Below are 26,043 nucleotides of genomic sequence, written 5' to 3'. Positions count from 1 at the left end.
GGCTCAGCCGCTCCGGGGGCCGAACAGGATCACCGCCGTGCCGGCGAGGCAGATCGCCCCGCCAGCAAGATCCCAGCGGTCGGGGCGATGTCCCTCGACGCCCCAGAGCCAGAGGATCGAGGCGGCAATGTAGATGCCGCCATATGCGGCGTAAGTCCGCCCGGCCGCCTCGCTCTCGACGAGGGTGAGCAGCCAAGCGAACAGGGCGAGCGAAACGAGCCCCGGCGTAACCCACCAGACCGACCGATCGAGCCGCAGCCACGCCCAGAAGGCGAAGCAGCCGGCGATCTCAGCCAACGCGGCTCCGGAATAAGCGAGAAGGGTCTTGGTCATCGGCGACGCTTGGCGCGGGCCGAGCCCGTTGCCAAGTCATCGCGACCAGTCATTCGGCCTAGTTCTCCGACGCATCACGGCGCCGGATCTTCCGTCAGGCGTCGTCCTCCGGCGCGAACACCTCGCCCTTCTCGGCAAGCTGCACATTGTTGCGGTCGGCGGGGAGATCGCGAAGGTCGCGGTACGATCTGAGCAGACGGTGCAGGTCGGCCCTAGCCGGATCGGACGGCTCCGGTGCTCCCGGATCGAATCCGTCCACCACGGCATCGACCCGCCGGTCGAGATCCCCAGCGTTTCGCGGATCGAGGCCTTCGATCCGGGCGAGAAGGTCGGCAATCGCGGCGCGTTTCGTCTCCAGCTCCGACATCGACACCTCACAAGATCTTCGCGCGAAAACAGCGCCCGAGGCCTTCCAGGGTTCCGAAAGGACGCATCCCCGGACCTTCGGCACAGGCCGAGGGTTGGTGAGGCATGACCCTTCTTTCGACCGAGGAGGCCGATGCCCGGCCCGTGGCGCGGCCCCGCTCCGCGCGTCTCTGGCATCCGCGCCGGGTGCTGGTAACGCCAGCCGCCCTCGAACACGCTCACGGCCGGCAGATGGTCGCGCAGGCGGAAGACCTCGGTCTCCCAGTCGAGCGCCTGAAGAGTAACCGGCTCACCGGCTTGCGCGACGATGAGAACCCGCGCCGGGCCTACGCGCAGGCCAAGGCCACGCTCGCCATCGTCACCGCACCGCCGACGAAGTTGAAGCTCCAACCGATTCCGCCGAGCGCCGACTGGCGCTTCGATCTCGCGGAAGGCTGTCCGGCGCATTGCCAGTACTGCTATCTCGCCGGCTCGCTCTCGGGGCCGCCGGTGACGCGCGTCTACGCCAACCTCGACGCGATCCTCGGCAATCTCGAAAGCTATCTGGGGCAGGGCGGCGTCACCAGCGTCTCGAAGGCGCGGGCGGCCGAGGGCACGACCTTCGAGGCGTCCTGCTACACCGATCCGCTTGGGATCGAGCATCTCACCGGTTCGCTCTCGGCGGCGATCTGTCATTTCGGCGCCTGGGACGCGCCGGTGCAACTGCGCTTCACGACGAAGTTCGCCGCGGTCGAACCGCTCCTCGACCTGCCGCATCACGGCCGCACGCGCATCCGCTTCTCGGTCAACGCGGCCGCGGCGGCGCATTACGAGGGTGGCACCGCTCCGCTCAGCGAGCGGCTCGCCGCCATGGGTGCCGTCGCCCGGGCCGGCTATCCCGTGGGCCTCACGATCGCGCCGATACTACCCGTCGAGGGATGGCCGGACGCCTACGACGCCCTGCTGCGCGACGCGGCCGCGGCTTTGTCCGGTGTGGCCGCACCCGATCTGACGGTCGAACTCATCACCCACCGCTTCACACCGGGTTCGAAGACGGTGCTCGAGGGATGGTATCCGGGCTCGGATCTGCCGATGCGCGAAGCGGAGCGCACCCGCAAGCTTACCAAGTTCGGCTCGGTGAAATACGTGTTTCCAAACGATCTCATGAAGGCGATGCGCGCTCATCTCACCGGGCGGATTGCCGAGCGCCTGCCGACGGCGCGCATCCTCTATTGGACGTGAGAGAGGCTGACACGCGCGACCGGATAAAGCGTCAGCCCACGGCCTTCCTCGCCTGACCCGTCGGGCAGATGTCGAGCAGCACGCAGCGTCCGCAGGCCGGCGAGCGATGGAAGCAGACGCGCTGACCGTGCAGCATCAGCACCTCGTGATTGTCGTAGAGCTTCTGCGCCGGCCAGTCGTCCGGAAGCTGTGCCCGCAGCACCGCGTGGCTCGGCCCAACATCGACCTTGGCACCGATCAGCCCCGTGCGCTGGGCGACGCGGTGATGGTGGCTGTCCACCGGCAGGGCCGGCATCCGCAGCGTCGAGAACGACAGCACCGCGGCGCTCGTCTTCGGCCCGATGCCCGGGATCGCTTCGAGCCAGCCGCGCGCCTCATCGACGCTCATATCCCCCAGGAAATCGAGGGAGAGTGCACCGACCCGCTCCTGTACCGCGGCGAGCACCGCCTTGATGCGCGGCGCCTTCAGCTCCGGCCAGGTGACGCCATGGATCGTTGCCTCGATCTCCTCGACCGACGCCGCCTCGATCTCCGCCCATTCGGGCCAGCGCGCCCGCAGCGCCTTGAAGGCACGCCCTGAATCGGCGTTGCGGGTTCGGTGCGAGAGCAGCGAGGAGATCAGTTCCGACAGCGGGTCGAGGCTGTGGAAATACGGGATCGGGCATTCGTAGACGCCGCAGAGGCGGCGGTGAATCTCCAGCGCCTTGTCCTTCAGGGCCTCGGACGCGGCGGCCGGTGCCTCGCGGCGGCGATGGCGGGCTGCCGCCGGGAGAGCTGTATCGGGGAAAAGCGTCATGGAAGCCGAATCCGCGAAGGGATTCGGCGGTTCCCGGCCCGCGACAACCCTACTTCGCAGGCTCCTTCGGCAGCGCGTAGATGTTGATGTCGAGTTTGTCGTCCGCACCCTCGCCGAGGTCGGTGACGTATTCTTCGAGGAAGCGGTCCTGAACCGCTATTTCCTTGGCGTCGAGATAGGCGATCAGCGTCTCGTAGGTGCCGTCGATCTCCTCGTAACTGCCGCTATGCTTGAACCGCAGCGCCTTGCCGCTCGGGTTCGAGCCGAACTTGACGTCGCCGCCCTCCGCGCCCTGCGCGGGTGCAGCCTCGATCGGGATCATCGCCTCGTACTGGAAGCCGTCATCCTCGGTCTTGGTGAACAGGGCGATCGGCCGGCCCGCTTGCTTGAGGTTCAGCTTGGCCAGCGTCTCGCCGATGGTCTTGTAGGCTTTGCGCAGGTTGGCCCGCGCCTCCTCCCACTTGGTCTCACCGGCAAGGATCGCCACGGGTTTGGCCGGAAGCGTCACCTCATCGACGTCGTTCGGTTCGCCCGGAACCGTCACGAGAGTCGGCAGCGCCGAAGGCGGGGGCGTGACCGCCTGGGCCGCTCCGGCTTGGGCGGGGCGCGGGATCGGGACCTGCTGAGGCGAGGGCGCTGCCGGGTCGGGGCCGGATTTCGTGGTGTCCGGCACGGTCGTGGTCGGCAGTGGGTTCGCCTCGGCAGGGGAGGGCGCGTTGGTGGGGGGCGGCGCGTTCTGGGCGAGCGACGCAGTCGTCAACGAAGGGACGAGAGCGAGGAGGCCCGCGGCGAGGGTGGCGAGACGGGTCAAGGTGGTGACGCTCCGATTGGCCGGTTCGAACAGGGTAGGGCCGAAACACGCCCCGCGCGAGACCGTTGCGGCGCGACGTTGCGGCTCTTCGTTCCCGACTCGCAGGCTGGCGGCTTTTGCCATATACGCCGCGCCACCCCCGCATTCCCGCAGACAAGGTCGTCAGAGGTCCAATGAGCCCTCTTGGAGCCCTCTCGTGAGCCCTCTCGCAAATCGCCGCTTCCTGAAGATGCACGGCGCCGGCAACGCCATCGTCGTGCTCGACCTGCGCGGCACCGCGGTTCGGGTGACGCCGGCCGAGGCCCGCGCCATCGCGGCCGACGTGCATTCGCGCTTCGACCAGCTCATGGTCGTGCACGATCCCGTGACGCCCGGCACCGATGCCTTCATGCGCATCTACAACACCGACGGCTCGGAATCCGGCGCTTGCGGCAACGGCACTCGATGCGTCGGCTACGCGCTGCTCGACGATCCGGCCATGGCGCGGCCTGCCGAGAACGGTGCGCTGACGCTGGAGACGAAGGCCGGACTGGTCGCGGTCAAGCGGATCACCGAGCGCTCCTTTACCGTCGATATGGGTCAGCCGCGCCTGCGCTGGGACGAGATCCCGCTCGCCGAACCGTTTCTCGATACCCGCCGCATCGAGCTTCAGGTCGGGCCGATCGACGATCCGATCCTGCATTCGCCGGCCGCCGTGAGCATGGGCAACCCGCACGCGATCTTCTTCGTCGAGCGCGATCCCGACAGCTACGATCTCGGCCGCATCGGCCCGCTGCTCGAAGCCCACCCGATCTTCCCCGAGCGCGCCAACATTTCCATCGCCGAGGTGACGGGTCGCGACACGATCAAGCTGCGCGTCTGGGAGCGCGGCGCGGGGCTGACGCTGGCCTGCGGCACGGCCGCCTGCGCCACGGTGGTGGCCGCCTCGCGCCTGCGCATGATCGGCCGGGCCGCCCGCGTGGCGCTTCCCGGCGGAGAACTCTCGATCGAGTGGCGCGCCGACGACCACGTGCTGATGACCGGCCCCGTCTATCTCGAAGGCGAGGGCACGTTCTCGCCCGACCTGTTCGCCGGGATCGACGGGTGAGCGTCGAGACGCTCACTTTCGGCTGCCGGCTCAACACCGTCGAATCCGAGGTGCTGCGCGGCCATGCCGAGCCCGGCGCCGAGGGGCGCGACCTCGTCGTGGTCAACACCTGCGCTGTCACGGCTGAGGCCGGGCGACAGGCGCGCAAGGCGATCCGCCGGCTTTCCCGCGAGCGGCCCGGCGCCGAGATCGTCGTGACCGGCTGCGGCGCCGAGGTCGAGCGCGCGAGCTACGCCGCGATGCCGGAGGTGGCGCGCCTTGTCGGCAACGCGGCCAAGCTCAGGCCGGCGAGCTGGCAGAGCGGCACCGCGCCAGCGCCTGAAGACATCATGGCTGTGCGCACGGCCGAGCCGACGCACATCACCACCATGAGCGGGCATACCCGCGCCTTCGTGCCGGTGCAGAACGGCTGCGACCACCGTTGCACCTTCTGTGTCATTCCGTTCGGGCGCGGCAATTCCCGCTCCGTGCCGCTCGCCGAGGCGGTGGCGCAGGTGCGCCGCATCGTCGAGCATGGCGGGTGCGAGGTGGTGCTGACCGGCGTCGATCTCACGGCCTATGGTCGCGACCTCGATTCCGAGTTGAGCCTCGGGCGCCTCGTTCGCACGATTCTCGCCGAGGTGCCGGATCTCGTGCGGCTGCGCCTCTCTTCGATCGATTCGGTGGAGGCCGATGCCGAGCTGATCGCTGCCTTCGCCGAGGAGCCGCGGCTGATGCCGCATGTCCACCTCTCGCTCCAGGCGGGCGACGACCTGATCCTCAAGCGGATGAAGCGGCGCCATTCGCGTGCCGACGCGATCCGCCTGTGCGAAACCCTGCGCGACCTGCGGCCCGGCCTCGTCTTCGGCGCCGACCTGATCGCCGGGTTTCCCACCGAGACCGAGGCGCAGTTCGCCCGCTCCCTCGACCTCGTGGTCGAATGCGGGCTGACGCATCTGCACGTCTTCCCCTACTCGCCGCGCCCCGACACGCCCGCCGCGCGGATGCCGGCGGTGCCGAGCGACGTGGTCCGCGCGCGGGCCGCCCGGCTGCGCGAAGCCGGTGCGGCGGCCCTCGCCTGCCATCTCGATGGCGAAGTCGGCGCCCGCCGCCGGGTTCTGACCGAACGGGGCGATACCGGCCGGACGGAAGCGTTTTCGCTCGTGCGTTTTTCCGGGCCGGTGCCCGCCGGAGAGATTCGAGACGTCACGGTTGCCGGGCATGACGGGCAGGCTCTGCTCGCGGCCTGAGCGAGACCCGCCCGTCTGTGTTCCCCGGGCGGAGCGGGATCTACGGGGCGGAAGCGGTCATTCCGCACGCTTCAAGCCCCGCCCGCATATGCGCCGGCGCCGGCGCCTCCACGGCAATCGCCTCACGCTTCGGATAGAGCGGCAGGCTCAAACCCCGCGCATGGAGCTGCAAGCCCGGCCCATCCCGTCCCGCGCTCCCGTAGATCGCGTCGCCGCGGATCGGCCAACCCATCGCCGCGCAGTGGACCCGCAATTGGTGGGTTCGGCCCGTGACCGGCTTCAGTTCCAGCCAGGTCAGACCCTCGATCCGCCCGAGAACCCGGTAGAGCGTCAGCGAGGGCGCGCCGGCCGGGTCGGTCTTCATCCACCAACTGCGCGGATCGTCCGAACGCTTGGCCAGCGGGAGGTCGATGCGCCCTTCCATCGCTTCGGGGCCGCCTTCGACCAGCGCCCAATAGGTCTTATCGACCTTGCCGTCGGCGAACAGGCGGTTCAAACGCGCCAAGGCCTTGGCGTGTCGGCCGAGCACGAGGCAGCCCGACGTGTCGCGATCGAGCCGGTGCGCGGCCTCCGGCCGGCGCGGCAGGCCGAAGCGCAGGGCGTCGAGATGGTCGGTCAGCGTCGGCCCGCCCTTCGGGCCCGGATGCACCGGCAAACCCGCCGGCTTGTCGATGACGAGCATCAAGGCATCGCGGTAGAGGAGCGGAGGCCCTATCTCCGGTCCGACGGTGCGATCCGACACTGAAACACGCGCGTTCATGCTCCACGGGCTAGAATGTCGGATCGTCGCGGGCAAGGTTTGAGCAGGGCAAGATTTTGAACAAGGGACGCGGATGAGCGACGACGAGAAGCCCGGCTGGTTCGGACGCCTGTTCGGGCGAAAGGGCGCGCCCGAATCCAAGTCCCCCGAGCCAGTGCCGGCCGAGGATGCAGCGGCCGAAGAAACCCCGGCCGAGGAAACGGTCACGCCGGATCCCCTGTCGCCCGCCTCCGAATCCGAGGGGCAGCCGGTCTTCACCACAGCGGCGGACGACGTCGCCCACGTGCCGCCGGCGGTGAGCGAGCCCGCGCCGGACGATCCCGACAAAAATCGCATCCCCGATGAACTGGAGGGCGCCGACCTCCAGCCCGAGCCGCAGCCGCCATCCGGCGAAGCACCGCAGCCCGACGAGATTTCGGCCGAGAGCGAACCCGCGCCCGCCCCCACCGTGACGGCGGAGAAGCGGAACTGGTGGTCGCGCCTGACCGGCGGCGAGGAGGAGACGCCTGCGCCCGCGGCCGAATCCGAACCGCCAGCCGAGGTCGATATCCAGCCGGTCGATTCCGCGGCGGCGCTCGCCAGCGATGCGGTGTCCGGCGCGGTCGAGGGCAGCGAGAAGCAGGGCTGGTGGTCGCGCCTGACCGCCGGAATGCGGCGCACCTCCTCCGCACTGTCGGACCGGGTGACGGGCCTGTTCACCAAGCGCAAGCTCGATGCGACCACCCTGGAGGATCTGGAAGACGCGCTGATCCAGGCCGATTTCGGCGTGGAGACCGCGACGCGCATGTCGGAAGCGGTCGGCAAGGGCCGCTACGAGAAGGGCATCTCGCCCGACGAGGTGCGTGCCATCCTCGCCACCGAGATCGAGCGGGCACTGGAGCCGGTGGCACTGCCGATCGAGATCGATTCGGCCAAGAAGCCCTACGTGATCCTGACCGTCGGCGTGAACGGCGCCGGCAAGACGACGACGATCGGCAAGCTCTCGCTCAAGTTCAAGGCGGAAGGGCGCAGCGTCATGCTGGCGGCCGGCGACACGTTCCGCGCAGCCGCGATCGAGCAGTTGCGGGTGTGGGGCGACCGCACCGGCACGCCGGTCATCAGCCGGCCGCAGGGCTCGGATGCGGCCGGGCTCGCCTTCGACGCGTTCAAGGAAGCGCGGGAGAACGGCACCGACGTGCTCCTGATCGACACCGCCGGCCGCCTGCAGAACAAGGCCGGGCTGATGGCGGAGCTGGAAAAGATCGTCCGGGTCATCCGCAAGCTCGATCCGGAGGCACCGCACGCCACCCTGCTGGTGCTCGACGCCACCGTCGGGCAGAACGCGTTGAGCCAAGTCGAGTTGTTCTCGCAGGCCGCACCCGTGTCGGGCCTCGTGATGACCAAGCTCGACGGAACCGCGCGGGGCGGTATTCTGGTGGCGCTCGCCACGAAGTTCGGCCTGCCCGTGCACTTCATTGGGGTCGGCGAGGGCGTGGAAGACTTGGAGCCGTTCGCCGCGCGGGACTTTGCCCGGGCGATCACCGGCCTTCCCAAGGAGTAGCCGATTGCCTGCCCCTTGGAGCATCGTGAGAGTATCCGCATGAAGGTCGAGAGCGTTCCGCCGCGCCGGCACCTGCCGCCGCTCCTCAAGCTGGCGCTGGAAGTGGGCCCGCTGACGGTCTTCTTCCTCGGCAACGCCTATGCCGAGCGCTTCGGCGTGGCGGCGGAAAGCAAGCTGTTCGTGGCGACCGGCGTGTTCATCGTCGCCACGATGATCGCGCTCGCCGTGCACTTCGCCCTGTTGCGGCGGCTGCCGATCATGCCGCTCGTTTCCGGTGTCGTCGTGCTCGTGTTCGGCGGCCTGACGCTGGTGCTGCAGGACAAGACCTTCATCATGATGAAGCCGACCATCGTGAACACGCTGTTCGGCCTTGTCCTGCTCGGCGGTCTCGCCTTCAACAAGTCGCTGCTCTCGGTCGTGCTCGACAGCATGTTCGCGCTCACCGACGTTGGCTGGCGCAAGCTCACCTTCCGCTGGGGCCTGTTCTTCCTCGCGCTTGCGGTCGTCAACGAGGTCGTCTGGCGCACGCAGACCGAGGATTTCTGGGTCAGCTTCAAGGTGTTCGGCATCATGCCGCTCACGGTCGCCTTCGCCCTGGCCCAGACGCCGCTGCTGCTGCGCTACGAGCGCAAGGACGAGGCCGAGGCGAACGCCGGCTGATCGATCTCATACCAAATCCGATTGATCCCTTCGGGATGGCGGATTTCGGCTTCGCTCAAGCGCCGCGCGGGCTGAGCGATATGGTCCCCGCTTTGATCAAGCGAGGACCATATCAGCCGATCCGCCGCGGCATTCGGAACGGCAGCATCAGCCGCACCAGCGGGTTGCGGAAGCGCGTGAGCGACAGGCTCTCGTGCACGGGCTGCACCGCCTCGCCATCGAGCGTCGAGGCGAGCAGCGAGCGGGCATAGAACGGTGTGTTCTCGAAGGTGCGGATCACCTGGGCGCAGCCGTCGTCGCTGCGGCTCGTGCGAGGCATCCTCCACAGTCCGGTGGGCGGCAGGCCGGCGGCGAGCGGTGGGCGCATCTCGCGGCGGGTGCCGTCGGCATCGAAGCGCAGCGTCAGGTTCTGTCCGCTGCCATCCCTCCGGCGCACGTCGTAGAGGATGGCCGAGCCGCGCTTGAGCGTTGCGCGGCACCAGGTCCAGTCCGTGAACGCGTCTTCGAGGGCGCTGTCGCCGTCATTGGTGTCGTGATAGCCGCTGCCGCGCCAGGAGAGGGCGGGCGCGGTAAACGCGGCCTCGACCTCGCAATCGGGCGCCATCGGCCACCAGCGGTGCAGGCCGTGCGCGTCGAGGGTGAAGGGCTGCGCCGTCAGCGCCCGCGGCCGCACCCGCACCGTGCCCCGCACCGCCCGCGGGATCGGCGAAGACCGTTCGTCGAGGCGGATCGTCAGCACGCTGCCGTCCCATTCGAGGGACGAGGGCCCGAGGCTGAAGCTCCCGGCATCCCGCGCCAGCGACCGGGCGTTGCGCTCGGTCATGGCGAAGCGGTTGCCGCGCTCGCCGTAGAGAACGACGTTGACGGCGCAGTGGGCGAATGGGTCGCGCGCCGCATCCCAGGCATAGTAGGGCGAGAACACGCTGCCGATGAAGGCGATGACGGTCAGCCCCTGGCGCCCGTCCGCGCTCACGGCATCGACGTACCACCAGACGTAGCCGCCGCGCGTCACTGCCCCGTCGAAGCGAGGTCCGCGCGCAGTGCCGCCGCCGCGAGCCGGCCCGATTGCGCCGCCATCGGCACCCCCGGCCCCGGATGCACGCTGCCCCCCGCCAGATAGAGCCCCGGCACCCGCGTCCGCGCCCCCGGCCGCTTGAACGTCGCCGTCCAGCCGTGCGAGGCCCGGCCGTAGAGGGCTCCGCCCGTCCCCGGAAACAGGCCCGCGAAGTCCTGCGGGGTCGTGATCGTCCCCGGTCCCGTCGGCTCCAACGTGAGCCCGCAGGCCGAAAGCTTGCGATGGATGGTCGTCTCGCATGCGGCGATCTCCGTGGGGCTGAAGCGGCGCTCCCCGCCATCGGCGGGGGCGTTGACGAGGAGGAGCAGGCGTTCCGGCCCGTCGGAGGCCCTGCCGCCATCCCCGTCCCGGTCCTGCGCGCAGACGTAGACGGTCGGGTCCGGCGGCAGGCGGCGGCCGCGCAGGATGGCGTCGAACTCCGCCCGGTAATCAGCCGAGAAGAACACGCTGTGATGCGCGAGGTCGAAGCCCGTTGCCCACGCCGTCATGCAGATGGTGAGCGCCGAGAGCGAGCGTTCGCGGGGCGGCACCCGGTCGCCGGCCGCTGCCGCATCGCGCCCGAGCAGGCCGCCGCCGAGCGCCGCCACGTCGGCATTGGCAATCACCGCGTCGGCGGCGATGCGCTCGCCGCCGACGAGTTCGACCCCCGCGACGCGGCCGCGCTCGGTCAGGATGCGCGCCACATCCGCACCGGTGCGCAGCTTCGCGCCGCGGCGTTCGGCCAGATCCGCGACCGTGCGCGCGAGCCGGCTCAAGCCGCCCTCGACGGTCCAGACGCCCGCCTGTTCCACATGGGCGACCAGCATCAGCGTGGCCGGCGCCTCGAACGGCGAGGCGCCGCAATAGGTGGCGTAGCGCCCGAAGAGTTGGTGCAGGCGCGGATCACGAAAATACTCGCCGAGCGCCGACCACAGGGTCGCGAAGGGCTGGATACGCCAGAGACTGCCGATCCCCGAAAGGCCGACGCGCTGGGCGAGATCGACGGGGCTCGGCCGGTCGGCGCGGATGAACGGCCCTTCCAGCGTGCGGTAGACCTCGGCCGCACGGGTGCAGAACCGCCGATAGCCCTCCGCCTCGCGCGCGCCGGCGAAGGCGCCGATCGCCGCTGCCGACGTCTCAATGTCCGCGAACAGGTCGAGCCGCTCGTGCGCGTTCCAGGCATGGCGGGCCAGCAGGGTGGCCGGCCGCAGCCGCATCTCCGATTCGAGGTCGGCGCCGGCCTCGGCGAACAGCTCCTCGAACACCCAGCGCATGGTGAAGACGGTGGGGCCCGCCTCGACCGGCACCCCACCCACGGCGAGCGAGCGCATCTTGCCGCCGACTCGCGCTGCCCGCTCCAGGACGGTGACGTCATGGCCGGAAGCGGCGAGGCTCAGCGCCGCCGCGAGCCCGCCAATCCGCGGCTCCGATCACGATGACGCTTTTTTCTGCCACCGAAAATGCGCTCCGCCTCGCATCACCGTTGATCCGCGCCGTCAACAGTGTCAAGTATAGTTGACATAAATGCAAGGCAAGTCAGCCTGACAACGGGAGGACGGCATGGACGTCGGCCGGCGGATCGAGACGGTGCTCGACAATGCGGTTTCGCATGCGGAGGCGCCGGGTGCGCCGCCGTTGCTGGCGGAGGCGATCCGCTACGCAGTCTTCCCCGGCGGCCACCGCATCCGCCCGCGGCTCTGCCTCGCCGTCGCGCTCGCCTGCGGCGACGATGACCCCGCCACCTCCGAGGCGGCCGCCGCGGCGATCGAACTTCTGCACTGCGCCTCTCTCGTCCACGACGACCTGCCGTGCTTCGACGACGCGCCAATGCGCCGCCAGAAGCCCTCGGTCCATGCGGCCTTCGGCGTGCCGCTCGCGGTGCTCACAGGCGACGCGCTGATCGTCGCCGCCTTCGAGACGCTGGCGCGGGGCGTGACCCGCTCGCCCACGCGCCTCGCCTGTCTCGTCGGGCTGATCGCCCGCGCCGCCGGCTCGCCCGCCGGCATCGTCGCCGGGCAGGCCTGGGAATCCGAGCCTTACGTGGATCTGGTCGAGTACCAGCAGGCCAAAACCGGCGCGCTGTTCGCCGCGGCCACGGTGGCCGGTGCCGCCGCCGCGGGAGCGCCGCCGCTCCCCTGGCGCCTGCTCGGCGAATGCCTCGGGGCGGCTTATCAGGTCGCCGACGATCTGCGCGACGTCGCCTGCCGCCAGGAGGAGATCGGCAAGCCCGCCGGTCGCGACGCCACGCTCGGGCGTCCGAACGCGGCGGCCCTGCTCGGGATGGGCGGCGCCCTGGAGCGCCTGAAGCACCTCACACAGGAGGCGATCGACGTAATTCCCCCCTGCCGCGGGCAGGACGCCATGCGCACCGAAATCGAGGCGCAGACCCGGCTGTTCATGCCCGCTTCCCTTCGTGCGATGGCGTGAGGGCCGGCCTTGCCCGCCGCGATGACCGAGGCCGGACCCGCGCCGGAGAAGCGCGGCGGCTGGCGCGAGCGCTGGCTCGCCTTCCGCAACCGCACGGTCGCCAGCCCCGGCTTCCATCGCTGGGCGGCGGGGTTTCCGCTCACCCGCAGGATCGCGCGGCGTAACACCAGGGCGTTGTTCGATCTGTGCGCCGGCTTCGTCTACGCGCAGGTGCTGTTCGCCTGCGTCCGGCTCGACCTGTTCACACTGCTGCGCAACGGCCCGCTGGCCCCCGATGCTCTCGCTCGGCAGCTCGATCTGTCCACGGATCGCGCGCTGACCCTGCTCAAGGCCGCCGCCTCGCTCGACCTGATCACTTGGCTGCCGGACGGGCGCTTCGCCCTGGCCGATCTCGGAGCGGCGCTGATCGGCAATCCCTCGGTCGCGGCGATGATCGAGCACCACGCGATGCTCTACGCCGATCTGGCCGATCCCGTCGCCCTGTTGCGCGGGGGAGCGGGGCCGACGCGGCTCGGAGGCTACTGGCCCTATGCCGAAGCCAGCGAGGCGGCGCAGCTCGGCACGGATTCGGTCGCGGCCTATAGCGGGTTGATGGCGGCCACGCAGGCACTGATCGCCGACGACGTGCTCGACGCCCTGCCGCTCGGCGATCGTGCGTGCCTCATGGATGTCGGGGGCGGGGAGGGTGTGTTCCTCGCCCAGGCCGCCCGCCGCCATCCGGAGCTGGCCCTGCGCCTGCTCGATCTCCCGCCGGTCGCGGAACGGGCGGGCGCCCGACTCACCGCCGAGGGCCTCGGGAACCGCGTCACCTGTCTCGGGCGGAGCTTTCTTGGTGCCGCCCTGCCGGAGGGTGCCGACGCGATCACCCTGGTGCGGGTCGTCCACGATCATGACGATGCGGTCGCCCTGGCGCTCCTGCGCGCGGCCCACGCGGCGCTGCCGCCGGGCGGCCTTCTGGCGATCGCCGAGCCGATGGCCGGCACGCCCGGCGCTGAGCCGGTGGGGGACGCGTATTTCGGCTTCTACCTCCTGGCCATGGGCAGCGGCCGGCCCCGCACGGCCGAGGAACTATCGGCCATGCTGACCCAGGCCGGCTTTAGTGAAATCCGCGAGTGCCCCACGCGGCGCCCCCTGCTGGCGCGGTTGATCACCGCAAAGCGACGCTAGAAGTGTAAAGTTTACTTGACGCAAATTTACGTCCATCTAGGATGACATCAAGCGGTTCAGCCTTTCGCGGAGTCGCAAGCAGCAACGGGGAGGCAGGGAGATGGAAGCGTTGGCCGTCGTCCTTGAACGACCGGAGCACTTGGCGCTCAACCGTCTCGCGCTCACCCCCGCGACCGAGGGCGACGCGACCGTTGCCGTCTTCTGGAGCGGCATCAGCACGGGGACCGAGCGCCTGCTCTGGTCCGGCCGGATGCCGCCCTTTCCCGGCATGGGGTATCCGCTGGTGCCCGGCTACGAGTCGGTCGGCACGGTGGTCGAGACCGAGGCCGGCAGTGGCCTGCGCGTCGGACAAACCGTGTTCGTGCCCGGCGCCCGTTGCTTCGGCGCGGTCAACGGGTTGTTCGGCGGCGCGGCCTCGCACCTGATCGCGCCCGCCTCGCGCCTCGTCCCCGTCGATGCCGCGCTCGGCGACCGCGCCTGCCTCATCGCCTTGGCGGCGACCGCCTACCACGCCCTCTCCGGCATCGTGCCCGGCAAGCGCAGCCTGATCGTCGGCCACGGCGTGCTCGGTCGGCTGCTCGCGCGGCTGACGGTGCTGGCCGGCGGCGAGCCCGTGGTGTGGGAGCGCGAGACGCTGCGGGCCGAGGGCAGCTTCGGTTATTCCGTGCTCGCGCCCGACGACGATCCGGCGCGTGACTATTCCACCATCACCGATGTCAGCGGCGATTCGAGCCTGCTCGACACGCTGATCGGCCGCCTCGCGCCCGGCGGAGAGATCGTGCTGGCCGGCTTCTACGAAGCGCCTCTCGCCTTCGCCTTCCCACCCGCCCTTCCTGCGCGAGGCCCGCATCCGGGTCTCGGCGGAGTGGCGGCCGGGCGATCTCGCGGCGGTCCGGGCCCTGATCGAAGCCGGACGCCTGTCGCTCGACGGACTCATCACCCACCGGGTGCCCGCCACGGAAGCGGGGGAGGCCTACCGCAAAGCGTTCGCCGATCCGGCCTGCCTGAAGATGATCCTCGATTGGAGGGCCTGCTCATGAACCTACAGCTCAGCAAGGCGGCGCTGGACGCCGCGACGACGCTGCGGGCCGAGGCCGCCATCGAGCCCGATCCGGTCGCGACCGGCGAAGTGAAGCGCGAGACGCAGATCATCGCGATCTACGGCAAGGGCGGCATCGGCAAGTCGTTCACCCTGGCCAATCTCAGCTACATGATGGCCCAGCAGGGCAAGAAGGTGCTGCTGATCGGCTGTGACCCGAAGAGTGACACGACCTCGCTCCTGTTCGGCGGGCGCGCCTGCCCGACCATCATCGAAACCTCGACGAAGAAGAAGCTCGCAGGCGAGGCGGTCGCCATCGGCGACGTCTGCTTCAAGCGCGACGGCGTCTACGCGATGGAACTCGGCGGGCCGGAGGTCGGCCGCGGCTGCGGCGGGCGCGGGATCATCCACGGCTTCGAGCTGCTGGAGAAGCTCGGCTTCCACGAATGGGGCTTCGACTACGTCCTGCTCGACTTCCTCGGCGACGTGGTCTGTGGCGGCTTCGGCCTGCCGATCGCCCGGGACATGTGCCAGAAGGTCATCGTCGTCGGCTCCAACGACCTGCAATCGCTCTACGTCGCCAACAACGTCTGCTCGGCGGTCGAATATTTCCGCAAGATGGGCGGCAATGTCGGCGTCGGCGGTCTCGTCATCAACAAGGACGACGGCACGGGCGAGGCGCAGGCCTTCGCGGACGCGGCGGGCATTCCGGTGCTGGCCTCGATCCCGGCCGATGACGACATCCGCCGCAAGAGCGCGAATTACGAGATCATCGGCAAGCCCGACGGGCGCTGGGGCTCGCTCTTCGCCGACCTCTCGCAGAACGTGGCGGAAGCCGCGCCGCACCAGCCGACGCCGCTGAGCCAGGACGCGCTGCTCGGCCTGTTCTCCAGCGAAGCCACCGGACGCAACGTGGTGCTAGAGCCGGCCACCATCGAGGACATGTGCGGGCGAACCAGCCTCACCAAGCCGTCCCTCGAAGTCGTCTACGACGAGGTCTGAGCCATGGCGGTCAGCCTCGACATCACCGCGCTCCGCGCCCGCCGCCCCGAGGGCATCGATCTCGGCGCGACGCAGGGCGACGGGCTCGGCTGCCATGCCGGCAAGAACGCGATGCGCGCCGCCGCCGAGGCCGCCGGCCTATCCGGAACGCTGGAGCAGTACCGCAAGGACTACCCGGCCGGTCCGCACGATCAGCCGCAGAGCATGTGCCCGGCCTTCGGCTCCCTGCGCGTCGGCCTGCGCATGCGGCGCACGATGACGATCCTGTCGGGCTCAGCCTGCTGCGTCTACGGGCTGACCTTCACCTCGCATTTCTACGGGGCTCGCCGGAGCGTCGGCTACGTGCCGTTCAATTCCGAGACGCTCGTCACCGGCAAGCTGTTCGAGGACATTCGCGAGGCGGTCTACGCCTCGGCCAATCCGCAAGACTACGACGCGATCGTCGTCATCAACCTGTGCGTCCCGACCGCGTCGGGCGTGCCGCTGCGGCTGCTGCCGAAGCAGATCGACGGGGTGCGTGTCATCGGCATCGACGTGCCGGGTTTCGGCGTGCCGACCCATGCCGAGGCCAAGGACGTGCTGGCCGGCGCGATGCTCAAATTCGCCCGAAGCGAGGTGGAGAGCGGCCCGGTCCAGGCGCCGCGCGGTGGCCGCTCGGAGCGTCCCTCCGTCGCGCTTCTGGGCGAGATGTTCCCGGCCGATCCCGTGGTCATCGGCGCGCTCCTCGAACCGCTCGGCCTCAGCGCCGGCCCGGTCGTGCCGACGCGCGAATGGCGCGAACTTTACGGCGCTCTCGATGCGGCGGCGGTGGCAGCGATCCATCCGTTCTACACCGCGAGCGTGCGCGAGTTCGAGGCGGCCGGGCGGCCGGTGGTCGGCTCCGCCCCCGTCGGGCATGACGGCACCGCCGACTGGCTGGCGGCCATCGGCAATGCCTGCGACGTCCCGCGGGACAGAACCGCGGCGGCGCAGAACCGGCTCCTGCCGGCGATCCGGGGGGCGCTGGCTGCGGCGCCGATCCGCGGGCGCATCACGCTCTCGGGTTACGAGGGCTCGGAACTCCTGGTCGCCCGCCTCCTCGTCGAGAGCGGCGCCGAGGTGCCCTATGTCGGCACCGCCTGCCCGCGCACGCCCTGGTCCGAGCCGGACCGGGTCTGGCTGGAAGAGCGCGGCGTCAGCGTTCGCTACCGCGCCTCGCTGGAAGACGACCTTGCCGCGTTCGAAGCGTTCCGGCCGGATCTCGCCATCGGCACGACGCCGGTGGTGCAGAAGGCGAAGGAGGCCGGCACGCCGGCGCTGTACTTCACGAACTTGATCTCGGCGCGCCCGCTGATGGGCGCGGCCGGAGCCGGCTCGCTGGCGAAGGTCGTCAACGCCGCCCTCGCCAACCGGCCGCGCTTCGACGTCATGCGCGCCTTCTTCGAGGGTGTCGGCACCGGCCACGCCACCGGCATCTGGCAGGAGGTGCCGGTGCTCAAGACGGCACCGAAGGCGGCGGCTCCCCTGAAGCCGATCGGGGAGATGGTCTGATGCTGGTCATCGATCACGACCGCGCCGGCGGCTATTGGGGGGCGGTCTACGTCTTCACGGCGATCAAGGGCCTTCAGGTGGTCATCGACGGCCCCGTGGGCTGCGAGAACCTGCCGGTCACCTCGGTGCTGCACTACACCGACGCCCTGCCGCCGCACGAGCTGCCGATCGTCGTCACCGGCTTGGCCGAAGAAGAACTCGGCCGCCACGGGACCGAGGGCGCGATGAAGCGGGCGCACGCCACGCTCGATCCCGGCCAGCCCAGCGTCGTGGTGACGGGCTCAATTGCCGAGATGATCGGCGGCGGCGTCACTCCGGAGGGCACCGGGCTCCAGCGCTTCCTGCCGCGCACCATCGACGAGGACCAGTGGCAATCCGCCGACCGGGCGATGAGCTGGCTCTGGCAGGAATACGGCGCCCGGCGCTTCGCCAAGAAGGGGATTCCGGCCCGGCCCGAGCGCAAGGCTGGGGAGAAGCCGCGGGTCAACATCATCGGCCCGGCCTACGGCACCTTCAACATGGCCTCGGACCTCGCCGAGATCCGCCGCCTCGTGGAGGGGATCGGGGCCGAGGTGAACCTCACCTTCCCGCTCGGCTCGCACCTCGCCGACGTGCCCAAGCTCGTCAACGCGGATGCCAATATCTGCCTCTACCGCGAGTTCGGCCGCCTGCTCTGCGAGAGCCTGGAGCGCCCCTATCTCCAGGCACCGATCGGGGTGCTCTCGACCACCAAGTTCCTGCGCACGCTCGGCGAGATCCTGGGGCTCGACCCCGAACCCTTTATCGAGCGTGAGCGCCACACCACGATCAAGCCGGTCTGGGACCTGTGGCGCTCGGTGACGCAGGACTTCTTCGGCACCGCGAGTTTCGGCATCGTCGCGACCGAGACCTACGCCCGCGGCGTGCGCCACTTCCTCGAAGGGGAGATGGGTCTGCCCTGCCACTTCGCCGTCAGCCGCAGCGCGGGCACGAAGCCCGACAACGCGGCGGTGCGCGAGGCGATCAAGACCAACCCGCCGCTCGTCCTGTTCGGCTCCTTCAACGAGCGCATGTACCTCGCCGAGGCCGGTGGGCGGGCGATCTACGTGCCCGCCTCGTTCCCCGGCGCGATCATCCGACGGCACACCGGCACGCCGTTCATGGGCTATGCCGGCGCGACCTACCTCGTCCAGGAAGTCTGCAACGCCCTGTTCGACATGCTCTTCCACATCCTGCCGCTCGCCCGCGACATGGATGCGGTGGAGGCGACGCCCGCCCGGACGCATCGCGAACTGCCCTGGGACGAAGCGGCCCGCGCCCGGCTCGACGCGCTGGTCGAGGCCCATCCCGTTCTCACCCGGATCTCCGCCGCCAAACGCCTGCGCGACGCCGCAGAGCGGGCCGCGCGCCGGGTGGCCGCCGAGCGCGTCGCCGCGGCCCATGTCGAGCGGGCGCAGAGCGACCTCGTCTTGGGGAGCGCCGCATGAGCGCGGGTCTCCTTCATCCCCTTCACCCTCCGGCCCCTCGCGGAGCCGGACAGATTGCGGAGCACCAAGTCATGGGAGTGGTCATGCAACGATCGATGCCCGCGTCGTCGCGGCTGCACAGCGAGGCGGTCCAGTTCCGGATCATCCTCGCCACAACCTACCCGTTCTTCCTCGCCGCCGCCCTGGTGCAGCGTTTCCGGCCGGGTACCGCGCCGCGGCGCAGTCTGCCGCCGATGCGCCGCTCCGTCTTCGGCGAGGCCAAGGCCATGGCCGTCTCGGCGATCCCGTTTGCCTTCATGGGCTAGGGGCCCGGCGCGTCGCTTCGCGAACCGGCAACTGCCTTCGCGACGATGCGCCAGCGCCTCAGAACTTCCGTGCGGTGACACGGGGGATCCCTGCGCCGTGATGTCATCGGGTCACGGCGACACCCGCCACGCCTGTCAACGCGCGGCATAACCAGCGGAGGTTCGATCGATGGCGAACGGTATCATGGAAAGACCGAGCAGCCTGTCCGGGCTGACGGAACCCGAAGCCAAGGAATTTCACGCGATCTTCCTGACGAGCTTCATCATCTTCACGGCCATCGCTGTGGTCGCCCACATTCTCGTCTGGCTGTGGCGCCCCTGGTTGCCTGGGCCGAAGGGCTACGCCCTGCTCGACGGCGTGACCAACGCCGCCCACGGCCTTGCGTCGATGATCGGCTGAGGAGACGCGCGATGCACAAGATCTGGCTTCTGTTCGATCCCCGGCGCACCCTCGTCGCGCTCTTCACCTTCCTGTTCGTCCTGGCGCTGCTGATCCACTTCATCCTGCTCAGCACCGACCGGTTCAACTGGCTGGAAGGCCCGAAGGACGCGAAGGCGGCCGCCGCCCACAGCCTCGTCCTCCCGACGATGCCGGCCTGACCGCCGGTTCTGCCGCGGGCAGGCTCTTTCGGGTCCGCCCCGGCATCCTTCGTCCTCACCGCGGGGATTTCCGCCATGGCGATGCTGAGCTTCGAGCGCAAATACCGGGTCCGCGGCGGCACTCTGCTGGGCGGAGACCTGTTCGACTTCTGGGTGGGGCCGTTCTACGTCGGCTTCTTCGGTGTCACGACGATCTTCTTCTCGGTGCTCGGCACCGCACTGATCCTCTACGGCGCGGCCATCGGCCCGACCTGGAACATCTGGCAGATCAACATCGCGCCGCCCGACCTAAAATACGGGCTGGCGCTGGCGCCCCTGAAGGAAGGGGGCCTGTGGCAGATCATTACCTTCTGCGCGATCGGGTCGTTCGTCTCCTGGGCGCTGCGTGAGGTCGAGATCTGCCGCAAGCTCGGCATCGGCTACCACGTGCCGTTCGCCTTCGCGGTGGCGATCTTCGCCTACGTCTCGCTGGTGGTGATCCGCCCGTTCCTGATGGGCGCCTGGGGTTACGGCTTCCCCTACGGCATCCTCTCCCATCTCGATTGGGTGTCGAACACCGGCTACCAGTATCTGCACTTCCACTACAATCCCGCGCACATGCTCGCCGTGACGTTCTTCTTCACGACGACCTTCGCGCTGGCGCTGCACGGCTCGCTGATCCTGTCCTCGACCAATCCGGCCAAGGGCGAGACGGTGAAGACGCCCGAGCACGAGGACACCTATTTCCGCGACACGATCGGCTACTCGATTGGCACGCTGGGCATCCACCGGCTCGGCCTGTTCCTCGCGCTCTCCGCCGGATTCTGGAGCGCGGTCTGCATCGTCATTTCGGGGCCCTTCTGGACGCAAGGGTGGCCGGAATGGTGGGGCTGGTGGCTCAACCTGCCCGTGTGGCGGTGAACCGGATCGCCGCCCGGCATCCGCGCCGGCCGGCCTGAAGCGCAGGTTCGATCTTCGGGGCTCGGGGGCTTCGCCGACGGCGTGAGCCTCGAACGACCGCGGGTCCAGGGAGGAAGCCGCCGTGGCCTATTATCAGAACATCTTCACGCAGGTGCAGGTCCGCCCGGTCGAGCCGGAACACGGCATCCCGATTTCGTCCGACGCCCGCATCGGCCGACCGTTCAACAGCTACCTGTTCGGGCTGATCGGCAACAGCCAGGTCGGGCCGATCTACGGCGGCTATCTCGGCGCTTTGTCCTTCGCCTGCGGCCTGATCGCCTTCGAAATCATCGGCCTCAACATGTGGGCCAGCGTGAACTGGGATCCGATCCAGTTCGTGCGCCAGCTCCCCTGGCTCGCACTCGAGCCGCCGCTGCCGAAATACGGGCTCAAGGTGCTGCCACCGCTCAACGAGGGCGGCTGGTGGCTGATCGCGGGCTTCTTCCTCACCGCCTCGATCCTGCTGTGGTGGGTGCGGATGTACCGCCGCGCCCGGGCGCTCGGCATGGGCACGCATGTGCCCTGGGCCTTCGCCTCGGCGATCTGGCTCTACCTCGTGCTCGGCTTCATCCGCCCGCTTCTGATGGGCTCGTGGAGCGAGGCGGTGCCCTTCGGCATCTTCCCCCACCTCGATTGGACCGCCGCGTTCTCGCTGCGCTACGGCAACCTGTTCTACAACCCGTTCCACATGCTCTCGATCGTCTTCCTCTACGGGTCGACGCTGCTCTTCGCCATGCACGGGGGCACGATCCTCGCCACCAGCCGCTACGGCGCTGAGCGCGAGATCGACCAGATCGTGGACCGCGGCACCGCCACCGAGCGTGCCGCCCTGTTCTGGCGCTGGACCATGGGCTTCAACGCCACGATGGAATCGGTTCACCGTTGGGCGTGGTGGTTCGCGGTGCTGACGACGATCACCGGCGGCATCGGCATCCTGCTCACCGGCACCGTGGTCGACAACTGGTACCTCTGGGCGGTCAAGCACGGCGTCGCGCCGTCCTACCCGCAGATCTACGGGCCGATCACCGACCCGCTCGCGACGCCGGGGGGGGCGCCATGAAGACTCTGCTCGTCGTCGCGGGCGCGGTCGTCGCCCTGTTTCTCACCATCGCCCAGTTCGGCACGGCGGGCTGGACCAGGCCGCCGATCCTCGCCCAGCAGCACGGCTTCCGCGGCACGGGCATGGATCAGATCCAGACCAAGGCCGGCGCGGCGGCACTGAAGGCCGCCAACATTTCGCCAGCCCCGGCCGAGCCGGTCGAGGCCGGCACCGAGAAGGCCGGCGCGGTCTACGAGAACGTGAAGGTTCTCAAAGATCTCAGCGTCGAGGAATTCAACCGCCTGATGGTCTCGATGACGGAGTGGGTCAGCCCGGAGCAGGGCTGCACCTACTGCCACAATACCGAGAACATGGCCGACGACAGCCTCTATCAGAAGCAGGTCGCCCGGCGGATGATCCAGATGGTGCAGCACATCAACACCACCTGGAAGGAGAAGCATGTCGGCGAGGCGGGGGTGAACTGCTACACCTGCCACCGCGGAAAACCCGTGCCGGCACAGATCTGGTTCCAGAATCCGGGGCCGAACTACAAGACCGGCTTCATCGCCCGCAACAACGGGCAGAACATGGCCTCGCCCTCCGTCGGCCTCGCCTCGCTGCCCTACGACACGCTGAGCGAGTTCTTCGGCAAGAAGGACGCCGACGAGAACCTCATTCGCGTCAACGCGACGACGGCGCTTCCGGAGAGCAAGGGCAAGCCGATCCAGGCCGCCGAGCGGACCTACGGCCTGATGATGCACATGTCGTCGTCGCTGGGCGTGAACTGCACCTATTGCCACAACACCCGGGCGGTCTCGAACTGGTCGCAGAGCACGCCGCAGCGCACGCTGGCCTGGCACGCGATTCGGATGGTGCGCGATCTCAACGGCAACTACATCGAGCCGCTGACGATGACCTTCCCGGCCAACCGCCTCGGTCCGACCGGAGACGCACCGAAGCTGAACTGCGCCACATGCCACAATGGCCAGAGCAAGCCGCTGGCGGGTGCGCACGTTATCGACAGCTATCCGGAACTGGCACGGACGACCGCCGAGATGGCGGCCGTGCCGCCGAATCCGGAAACGCCCGAGCCAACACCGGAGGCACCCGCGTCACCACCGCAATAGCAAGTTGCCGCTCCGTTCAAAGTTTAGCGTATCGGGAAACGAAACGCCGCCGGTCCATCGAACCGGCGGTTTTTTCGTTCCGTGGACCTTGCCGGATATCCGCTCCAGGACGAGTTACGCTATTTGAATTCGCTTTCGAGCGCGGCAAATATTGAGCCGGAACATGATCTGACCTTGCGGAATATTAATGCCGGCCGCATTTGGTCGATCTCTCGGAGATGGTGAGATTTAAGAATGTATTCAATATGCCCGTAGGCCCAAAGGTGTAATCCGTTCTGATGAGAGCACCTATGCTGAAATTTGGTCGCATTTTTAACTTTCAAGACGCTCACTTGGCACGGGTCGCGCAGCGGTCGGAATGGCGGCAAATCCAGACCGCGGGCAATCAAGGGGTACGATGGTGAACGTTAGGCACGAAAAGAACGAAATCGCCGCCGCTTTGGCGCGATGCAAGACGGCCTTCATCGGCGTGGCCGTGATGAGCGGGCTGGTGAACATTCTCTATCTCACCGGTTCGTTCTTCATGCTCGAAGTCTACGACCGGGTGATCCCGAGCCGTTCGGTGCCGACCCTGATCGGCCTCGCGGCCCTCGCCCTCGTGCTCTATGCGTTCCAGGGCGTGCTCGAAGCCCTCCGCGGCCGGATCCTCGCCCGTGTCGGCGCTGCCCTCGACGAGGCCCTGAGCGGGCGGGTGTTCGATCTCGTGGTGCGCGCGCCGCTCAAAGGCACGACCCAGGGCGATGGCCTTCTGCCCCTGCGCGACCTCGATCAGCTCCGCGCGTTCCTGTCCGGTTCCGGTCCTTCCGCCTTCTTCGATCTGCCCTGGATGCCGGTCTATCTGCTGATCTGCTTCCTGTTTCACCCGCTGATCGGTGTCGCCGCCCTCGTTGGCATGGGCATTCTCGCCGCCCTGACCTTCATGACCGACCGCGCCAGCAAGGGCCCGACGCGGGCCGCGACCGGCCACGGTATGCGCCGCAACGGTCTGGCCGAAGCCGGCCGCCGCAACGCCGAGGTGCTGGCCGCCATGGGCATGCAGGAGCGGCTCGCCGCCCGCTGGGCCGGGGCCAACCGCGAATATATGGAGGCGCATCAGGCCGTGTCGGATGCCGGCAGCGGCTACGGTGCCGGTTCCAAGGTGTTCCGCATGGCCCTGCAATCGGGCGTGCTCGCGCTCGGCGCCTGGCTCGTCATCCATAACGAGGCCAGCGCCGGCGTCATTATCGCGAGCTCGATCCTCGTCTCCCGTGCGCTCGCGCCCGCGGAACTCACCATCGCCAACTGGAAGGGCTTCGTCGCCGCGCGGCAGAGCTGGCATCGGCTGTCGGAGCTGCTGGCCCGGCTGCCGCAGACCGAGCGTCCGCACGCCCTGCCGGCGCCGAGCGAGACCATCTCCGTCGAGGGCGCCAGCATCGCCCCGCCCGGCACCCCGCGGCTCGTGGTGCAAGATGTGAGCTTCGGCCTCAGAGCGGGGCAGGGGCTCGGCATCATCGGCCCGTCGGCCTCCGGCAAGTCTTCCCTCGTGCGAGCCCTTGTCGGCGTCTGGCCGCCGATCCGCGGAAAGGTCCGGTTCGACGGTGCCGCCCTGGATCAATGGACGAGCGGCGACCTCGGCCCGCATATCGGCTTCCTGCCGCAAGAGGTCGAGCTCTTCGCCGGCAGCGTGGCCGAGAACATCGCCCGGTTCGAGCCGGGCGCGCCGGCCGAGGCCATCATCGCGGCGGCCAAGGCCGCCGAGGTCCACGAGCTGATCCTGCGGCTGCCGGAAGGCTACGACACCCCGCATCGGCGAGGGCGGCGCGGGTCTGTCCGCCGGGCAGCGCCAGCGCGTCGGGCTGGCGCGAGCTCTCTACCGCGAGCCCTTCCTCGTGGTGCTCGACGAGCCCAACGCCAATCTCGATGCCGAGGGTGAGAACGCCCTGACCCAGGCGATCCTCGGCGTGCGGCAGCGCGGCGGCATCTGCGTTGTCGTCGCCCACCGGCCGAGCGCGCTCGCCGGTCTCGACCTGATCCTGATGATGGCCGATGGCCGCGTCCAGGCCTTCGGGCCCAAGGACGAGATCCTCAAGCGCGTGCTGCGCCCGGCGCCGGCCCCCATTCCGGCCGCGGCCGAGCCCGCCGTGCCCTCGATCCGTGAGAGTGCCTGATGTCCACGACCCTGGCCCCCCTCGACGTTCTCCCCCCGGCGCTGCCGCGTCCCGTCGCCCACGGCTCAATCCGCAGCCACCTCACCGTCGCGATCGGCCTCTCCGCCGCCCTCGTCCTCGGCGTCGGCGGCTGGGCCACCTTCACCGAGATCTCGGCCGCGGTGATCGCGCCGGGCCAGCTCGTGGTCGAGACCGACGTGAAGAAGGTGCAGCACCCCACCGGCGGTGTCGTCGGCCAGCTCCTCGCGCGCGAGGGCCAGCGGGTTGCGGCTGGCGACGTGCTGATCCGCCTCGATGAAACCCAGACCCGGGCCAACCTCGACATCGTGCTGAAGGCCATGGACGAGCTGGCAGCGCGGGGCGCCCGCGACGAAGCCGAGCGCGACGGGCTCAAGACGATCACCTTCCCGCCGGACCTCGTCGCCCGCATCAACGACGATCCGAGCGTCGCCCGGCTGATCGACGGCGAATCGCGCCTGTTCGCTTCTCGCGTTTCCGGCCGCGAGGGTCAGAGGGCGCAGTTGCGCGAGCGCGTCGAGCAACTCCGCCAGGAGATTGCCGGGCTCACCAAGCAGGCCGCAGCCAAGGACCGCGAGATCAACCTGATCGGCCACGAACTCGGCGGCGTGCGCGACCTCTACGCCAAGAACCTCGTGCCGCTCTCGCGCGTCACCGCCCTGGAGCGCGACGCCGCTCGGCTCGAAGGCGAGCGCGGCCAGCTCGTCGCCTCGACGGCCTCGGCGCGCGGCAAGATCGCCGAGACCGAGCTGCAGATCATCCAGATCGACAGCGAGATGCGCACCGAAGTCGGAAAGGACCTCGCCGAGATCCGCGGCAAGTGGTCGGAATTGCGCGAGAAGCGCGTGGCGGCGGAAGACCAGCTCAAGCGGGTCGAGCTGCGCGCGCCGCAGGACGGCTTCGTGCACCAGATGAGCGTGCACACGGTGGGCGGGCTCGTGACTCCGAGCGAGCCGGCGATGCTGATCGTGCCGGCCTCCGACCAGCTCCTCGTCGAGGTGCGGGTGCAGCCTCAGGACATCGACAACGTGCGGGTGGGACAGAAGGCGGTGTTGCGCTTTGCTGCCTTCAACACGCGCACGACGCCGGAGATCGACGGCGAGGTGGTCCGCGTTTCGGCCGACGTGACCCAGGACGTGAAGACCGGGCAGAGCTACTACACGGCGCGAATCCGCATCCGCGAGGATCAGAAGGAGCGTCTGAAGGGCCTGCGCCTCGTGCCGGGCATGCCGGTCGAGTCGTTCACCCAGATCGGCGAGCGCTCCGTCCTGTCCTATCTCACCAAGCCGCTCACCGATCAGATTGCAAAAGCGTGGCGGGAGCGCTGACAATCTTGCCTCACGGGCGGGTTGTCTGATAAGGCGACCGCCTCCCCGCGAT

23 protein-coding genes and 3 pseudogenes are annotated in these 26,043 nt (G+C 69.1%); 19 read left to right on the top strand and 7 right to left on the bottom strand.

Going from position 1 to position 26,043, the window contains the following annotated elements:
- Window positions 1-3: 3 nt before the first annotated feature.
- Together M2437_RS19785 and M2437_RS19780 are read right to left on the bottom strand one after the other, a co-directional pair.
- Complete coding sequence (locus M2437_RS19785) at window positions 4-333, bottom strand: YnfA family protein (RefSeq protein ID WP_253388452.1); 330 nt, start codon at window positions 331-333, stop codon at window positions 4-6.
- A gap of 94 nt (window positions 334-427) precedes the next feature.
- Window positions 428-700 carry a hypothetical protein gene (locus M2437_RS19780; RefSeq protein ID WP_056504301.1) on the bottom strand — a complete coding sequence of 91 codons (273 nt, stop codon included), beginning with the start codon at window positions 698-700 and terminating at the stop codon, window positions 428-430.
- Window positions 701-804: 104 nt separating this feature from the next.
- On the opposite strand from M2437_RS19780, the gene M2437_RS19775 reads away from it, so the two are divergent.
- Complete coding sequence (locus M2437_RS19775) at window positions 805-1,920, top strand: SPL family radical SAM protein (protein WP_253388451.1); 1,116 nt, start codon at window positions 805-807, stop codon at window positions 1,918-1,920.
- A gap of 31 nt (window positions 1,921-1,951) precedes the next feature.
- On the opposite strand, the gene M2437_RS19770 is transcribed toward M2437_RS19775, so the two are convergent.
- Together M2437_RS19770 and M2437_RS19765 are read right to left on the bottom strand one after the other, a co-directional pair.
- Window positions 1,952-2,716 (bottom strand): endonuclease III domain-containing protein, encoded by a 765-nt coding sequence (locus M2437_RS19770; RefSeq protein ID WP_253388450.1) that lies wholly within the window; start codon window positions 2,714-2,716, stop codon window positions 1,952-1,954.
- 49 nt (window positions 2,717-2,765) lie between these two features.
- On the bottom strand, window positions 2,766-3,527 hold the full coding sequence (locus tag M2437_RS19765) for a GyrI-like domain-containing protein (RefSeq protein ID WP_004446528.1): 762 nt from the start codon (window positions 3,525-3,527) through the stop codon (window positions 2,766-2,768).
- A 196-nt stretch (window positions 3,528-3,723) separates the two neighbouring features.
- Here M2437_RS19765 and dapF point away from each other — a divergent pair, with 196 nt between their 5' ends.
- Window positions 3,724-4,614: a diaminopimelate epimerase gene (gene dapF, locus M2437_RS19760; protein WP_238506360.1), complete on the top strand. Its 891-nt coding sequence runs from the start codon at window positions 3,724-3,726 to the stop codon at window positions 4,612-4,614.
- On the top strand, window positions 4,611-5,843 hold the full coding sequence (mtaB, locus tag M2437_RS19755; RefSeq protein ID WP_253388449.1) for a tRNA (N(6)-L-threonylcarbamoyladenosine(37)-C(2))-methylthiotransferase MtaB: 1,233 nt from the start codon (window positions 4,611-4,613) through the stop codon (window positions 5,841-5,843). The genes dapF and mtaB overlap by 4 nt, the downstream gene beginning before the upstream one ends.
- 40 nt (window positions 5,844-5,883) lie before the next feature.
- Here the strand turns inward: mtaB and M2437_RS19750 are convergent, their stop codons facing one another.
- Window positions 5,884-6,603 (bottom strand): RluA family pseudouridine synthase, encoded by a 720-nt coding sequence (locus M2437_RS19750; protein ID WP_253388448.1) that lies wholly within the window; start codon window positions 6,601-6,603, stop codon window positions 5,884-5,886.
- Between the two features lie 73 nt (window positions 6,604-6,676).
- Here M2437_RS19750 and ftsY point away from each other — a divergent pair, with 73 nt between their 5' ends.
- On the top strand, window positions 6,677-8,143 hold the full coding sequence (ftsY, locus tag M2437_RS19745) for a signal recognition particle-docking protein FtsY (protein ID WP_253388447.1): 1,467 nt from the start codon (window positions 6,677-6,679) through the stop codon (window positions 8,141-8,143).
- Window positions 8,144-8,182: 39 nt separating this feature from the next.
- Window positions 8,183-8,803 (top strand): septation protein A, encoded by a 621-nt coding sequence (locus M2437_RS19740; RefSeq protein ID WP_012254097.1) that lies wholly within the window; start codon window positions 8,183-8,185, stop codon window positions 8,801-8,803.
- A 112-nt stretch (window positions 8,804-8,915) separates the two neighbouring features.
- Here M2437_RS19740 and M2437_RS19735 read toward each other — a convergent pair whose 3' ends face one another.
- Together M2437_RS19735 and crtD are read right to left on the bottom strand one after the other, a co-directional pair.
- Entirely contained in the window at window positions 8,916-9,815 is a 900-nt protein-coding gene (locus M2437_RS19735) for a carotenoid 1,2-hydratase family protein (RefSeq protein WP_253388446.1), read from the bottom strand.
- Window positions 9,812-11,312: pseudogene (crtD, locus tag M2437_RS19730) on the bottom strand (1-hydroxycarotenoid 3,4-desaturase CrtD). The gene M2437_RS19735 and the pseudogene crtD overlap by 4 nt, the downstream one beginning before the upstream one ends.
- Before the next feature lie 105 nt (window positions 11,313-11,417).
- Between crtD and M2437_RS19725 the strand changes: the two are divergent.
- From M2437_RS19725 to M2437_RS19660, 14 genes and pseudogenes are all read left to right on the top strand, one after another.
- Window positions 11,418-12,284 (top strand): polyprenyl synthetase family protein, encoded by an 867-nt coding sequence (locus M2437_RS19725; RefSeq protein WP_253388444.1) that lies wholly within the window; start codon window positions 11,418-11,420, stop codon window positions 12,282-12,284.
- A 21-nt stretch (window positions 12,285-12,305) separates the two neighbouring features.
- A complete protein-coding gene (locus tag M2437_RS19720; RefSeq protein WP_253389649.1) occupies window positions 12,306-13,451 on the top strand; it encodes a methyltransferase in 1,146 nt (381 codons plus the stop codon).
- Window positions 13,452-13,551: 100 nt separating this feature from the next.
- Window positions 13,552-14,491 (top strand): annotated as a pseudogene (gene bchC, locus M2437_RS19715) (chlorophyll synthesis pathway protein BchC).
- Complete coding sequence (locus M2437_RS19710) at window positions 14,488-15,492, top strand: chlorophyllide a reductase iron protein subunit X (RefSeq protein WP_253388442.1); 1,005 nt, start codon at window positions 14,488-14,490, stop codon at window positions 15,490-15,492. The pseudogene bchC and the gene M2437_RS19710 overlap by 4 nt, the downstream one beginning before the upstream one ends.
- 3 nt (window positions 15,493-15,495) lie before the next feature.
- Window positions 15,496-17,022, top strand: coding sequence for a chlorophyllide a reductase subunit Y (gene bchY / locus M2437_RS19705; RefSeq protein ID WP_253388441.1), 1,527 nt, complete (start codon window positions 15,496-15,498; stop codon window positions 17,020-17,022).
- Window positions 17,022-18,488 (top strand): chlorophyllide a reductase subunit Z, encoded by a 1,467-nt coding sequence (gene bchZ / locus M2437_RS19700; RefSeq protein ID WP_253388440.1) that lies wholly within the window; start codon window positions 17,022-17,024, stop codon window positions 18,486-18,488. The genes bchY and bchZ overlap by 1 nt, the downstream gene beginning before the upstream one ends.
- Before the next feature lie 71 nt (window positions 18,489-18,559).
- The gene (locus M2437_RS19695; protein ID WP_253388439.1) at window positions 18,560-18,793 is read left to right on the top strand and encodes a hypothetical protein; all 234 of its coding nucleotides are present in this window, start codon (window positions 18,560-18,562) and stop codon (window positions 18,791-18,793) included.
- A 169-nt stretch (window positions 18,794-18,962) separates the two neighbouring features.
- Window positions 18,963-19,193 (top strand): light-harvesting antenna LH1, beta subunit, encoded by a 231-nt coding sequence (gene pufB, locus M2437_RS19690; RefSeq protein WP_147018602.1) that lies wholly within the window; start codon window positions 18,963-18,965, stop codon window positions 19,191-19,193.
- An 11-nt stretch (window positions 19,194-19,204) separates the two neighbouring features.
- On the top strand, window positions 19,205-19,393 hold the full coding sequence (pufA, locus tag M2437_RS19685) for a light-harvesting antenna LH1, alpha subunit (RefSeq protein WP_003601873.1): 189 nt from the start codon (window positions 19,205-19,207) through the stop codon (window positions 19,391-19,393).
- Window positions 19,394-19,468: 75 nt separating this feature from the next.
- The gene (gene pufL / locus M2437_RS19680; protein WP_003601872.1) at window positions 19,469-20,293 is read left to right on the top strand and encodes a photosynthetic reaction center subunit L; all 825 of its coding nucleotides are present in this window, start codon (window positions 19,469-19,471) and stop codon (window positions 20,291-20,293) included.
- A gap of 121 nt (window positions 20,294-20,414) precedes the next feature.
- Window positions 20,415-21,392, top strand: coding sequence for a photosynthetic reaction center subunit M (gene pufM, locus M2437_RS19675; protein WP_003601871.1), 978 nt, complete (start codon window positions 20,415-20,417; stop codon window positions 21,390-21,392).
- Entirely contained in the window at window positions 21,389-22,498 is a 1,110-nt protein-coding gene (gene pufC, locus M2437_RS19670; protein WP_253388438.1) for a photosynthetic reaction center cytochrome PufC, read from the top strand. Before pufM ends, pufC begins: the two co-directional genes overlap by 4 nt.
- 397 nt (window positions 22,499-22,895) lie before the next feature.
- Window positions 22,896-24,645: pseudogene (locus tag M2437_RS19665) on the top strand (type I secretion system permease/ATPase).
- Complete coding sequence (locus M2437_RS19660; protein WP_253388437.1) at window positions 24,645-25,991, top strand: HlyD family type I secretion periplasmic adaptor subunit; 1,347 nt, start codon at window positions 24,645-24,647, stop codon at window positions 25,989-25,991. Before M2437_RS19665 ends, M2437_RS19660 begins: the two are co-directional and overlap by 1 nt.
- The last annotated feature ends 52 nt before the right edge of the window (window positions 25,992-26,043 follow it).

It is taken from the genome of Methylorubrum pseudosasae, from assembly GCF_029504475.1.
In the GTDB taxonomy this organism is placed as follows: Bacteria; Pseudomonadota; Alphaproteobacteria; order Rhizobiales; family Beijerinckiaceae; genus Methylobacterium; species Methylobacterium extorquens.
The sequence above is the reverse complement of the archived record's forward strand: the minus strand, read 5'-3'. Positions and strand labels throughout refer to the sequence as shown.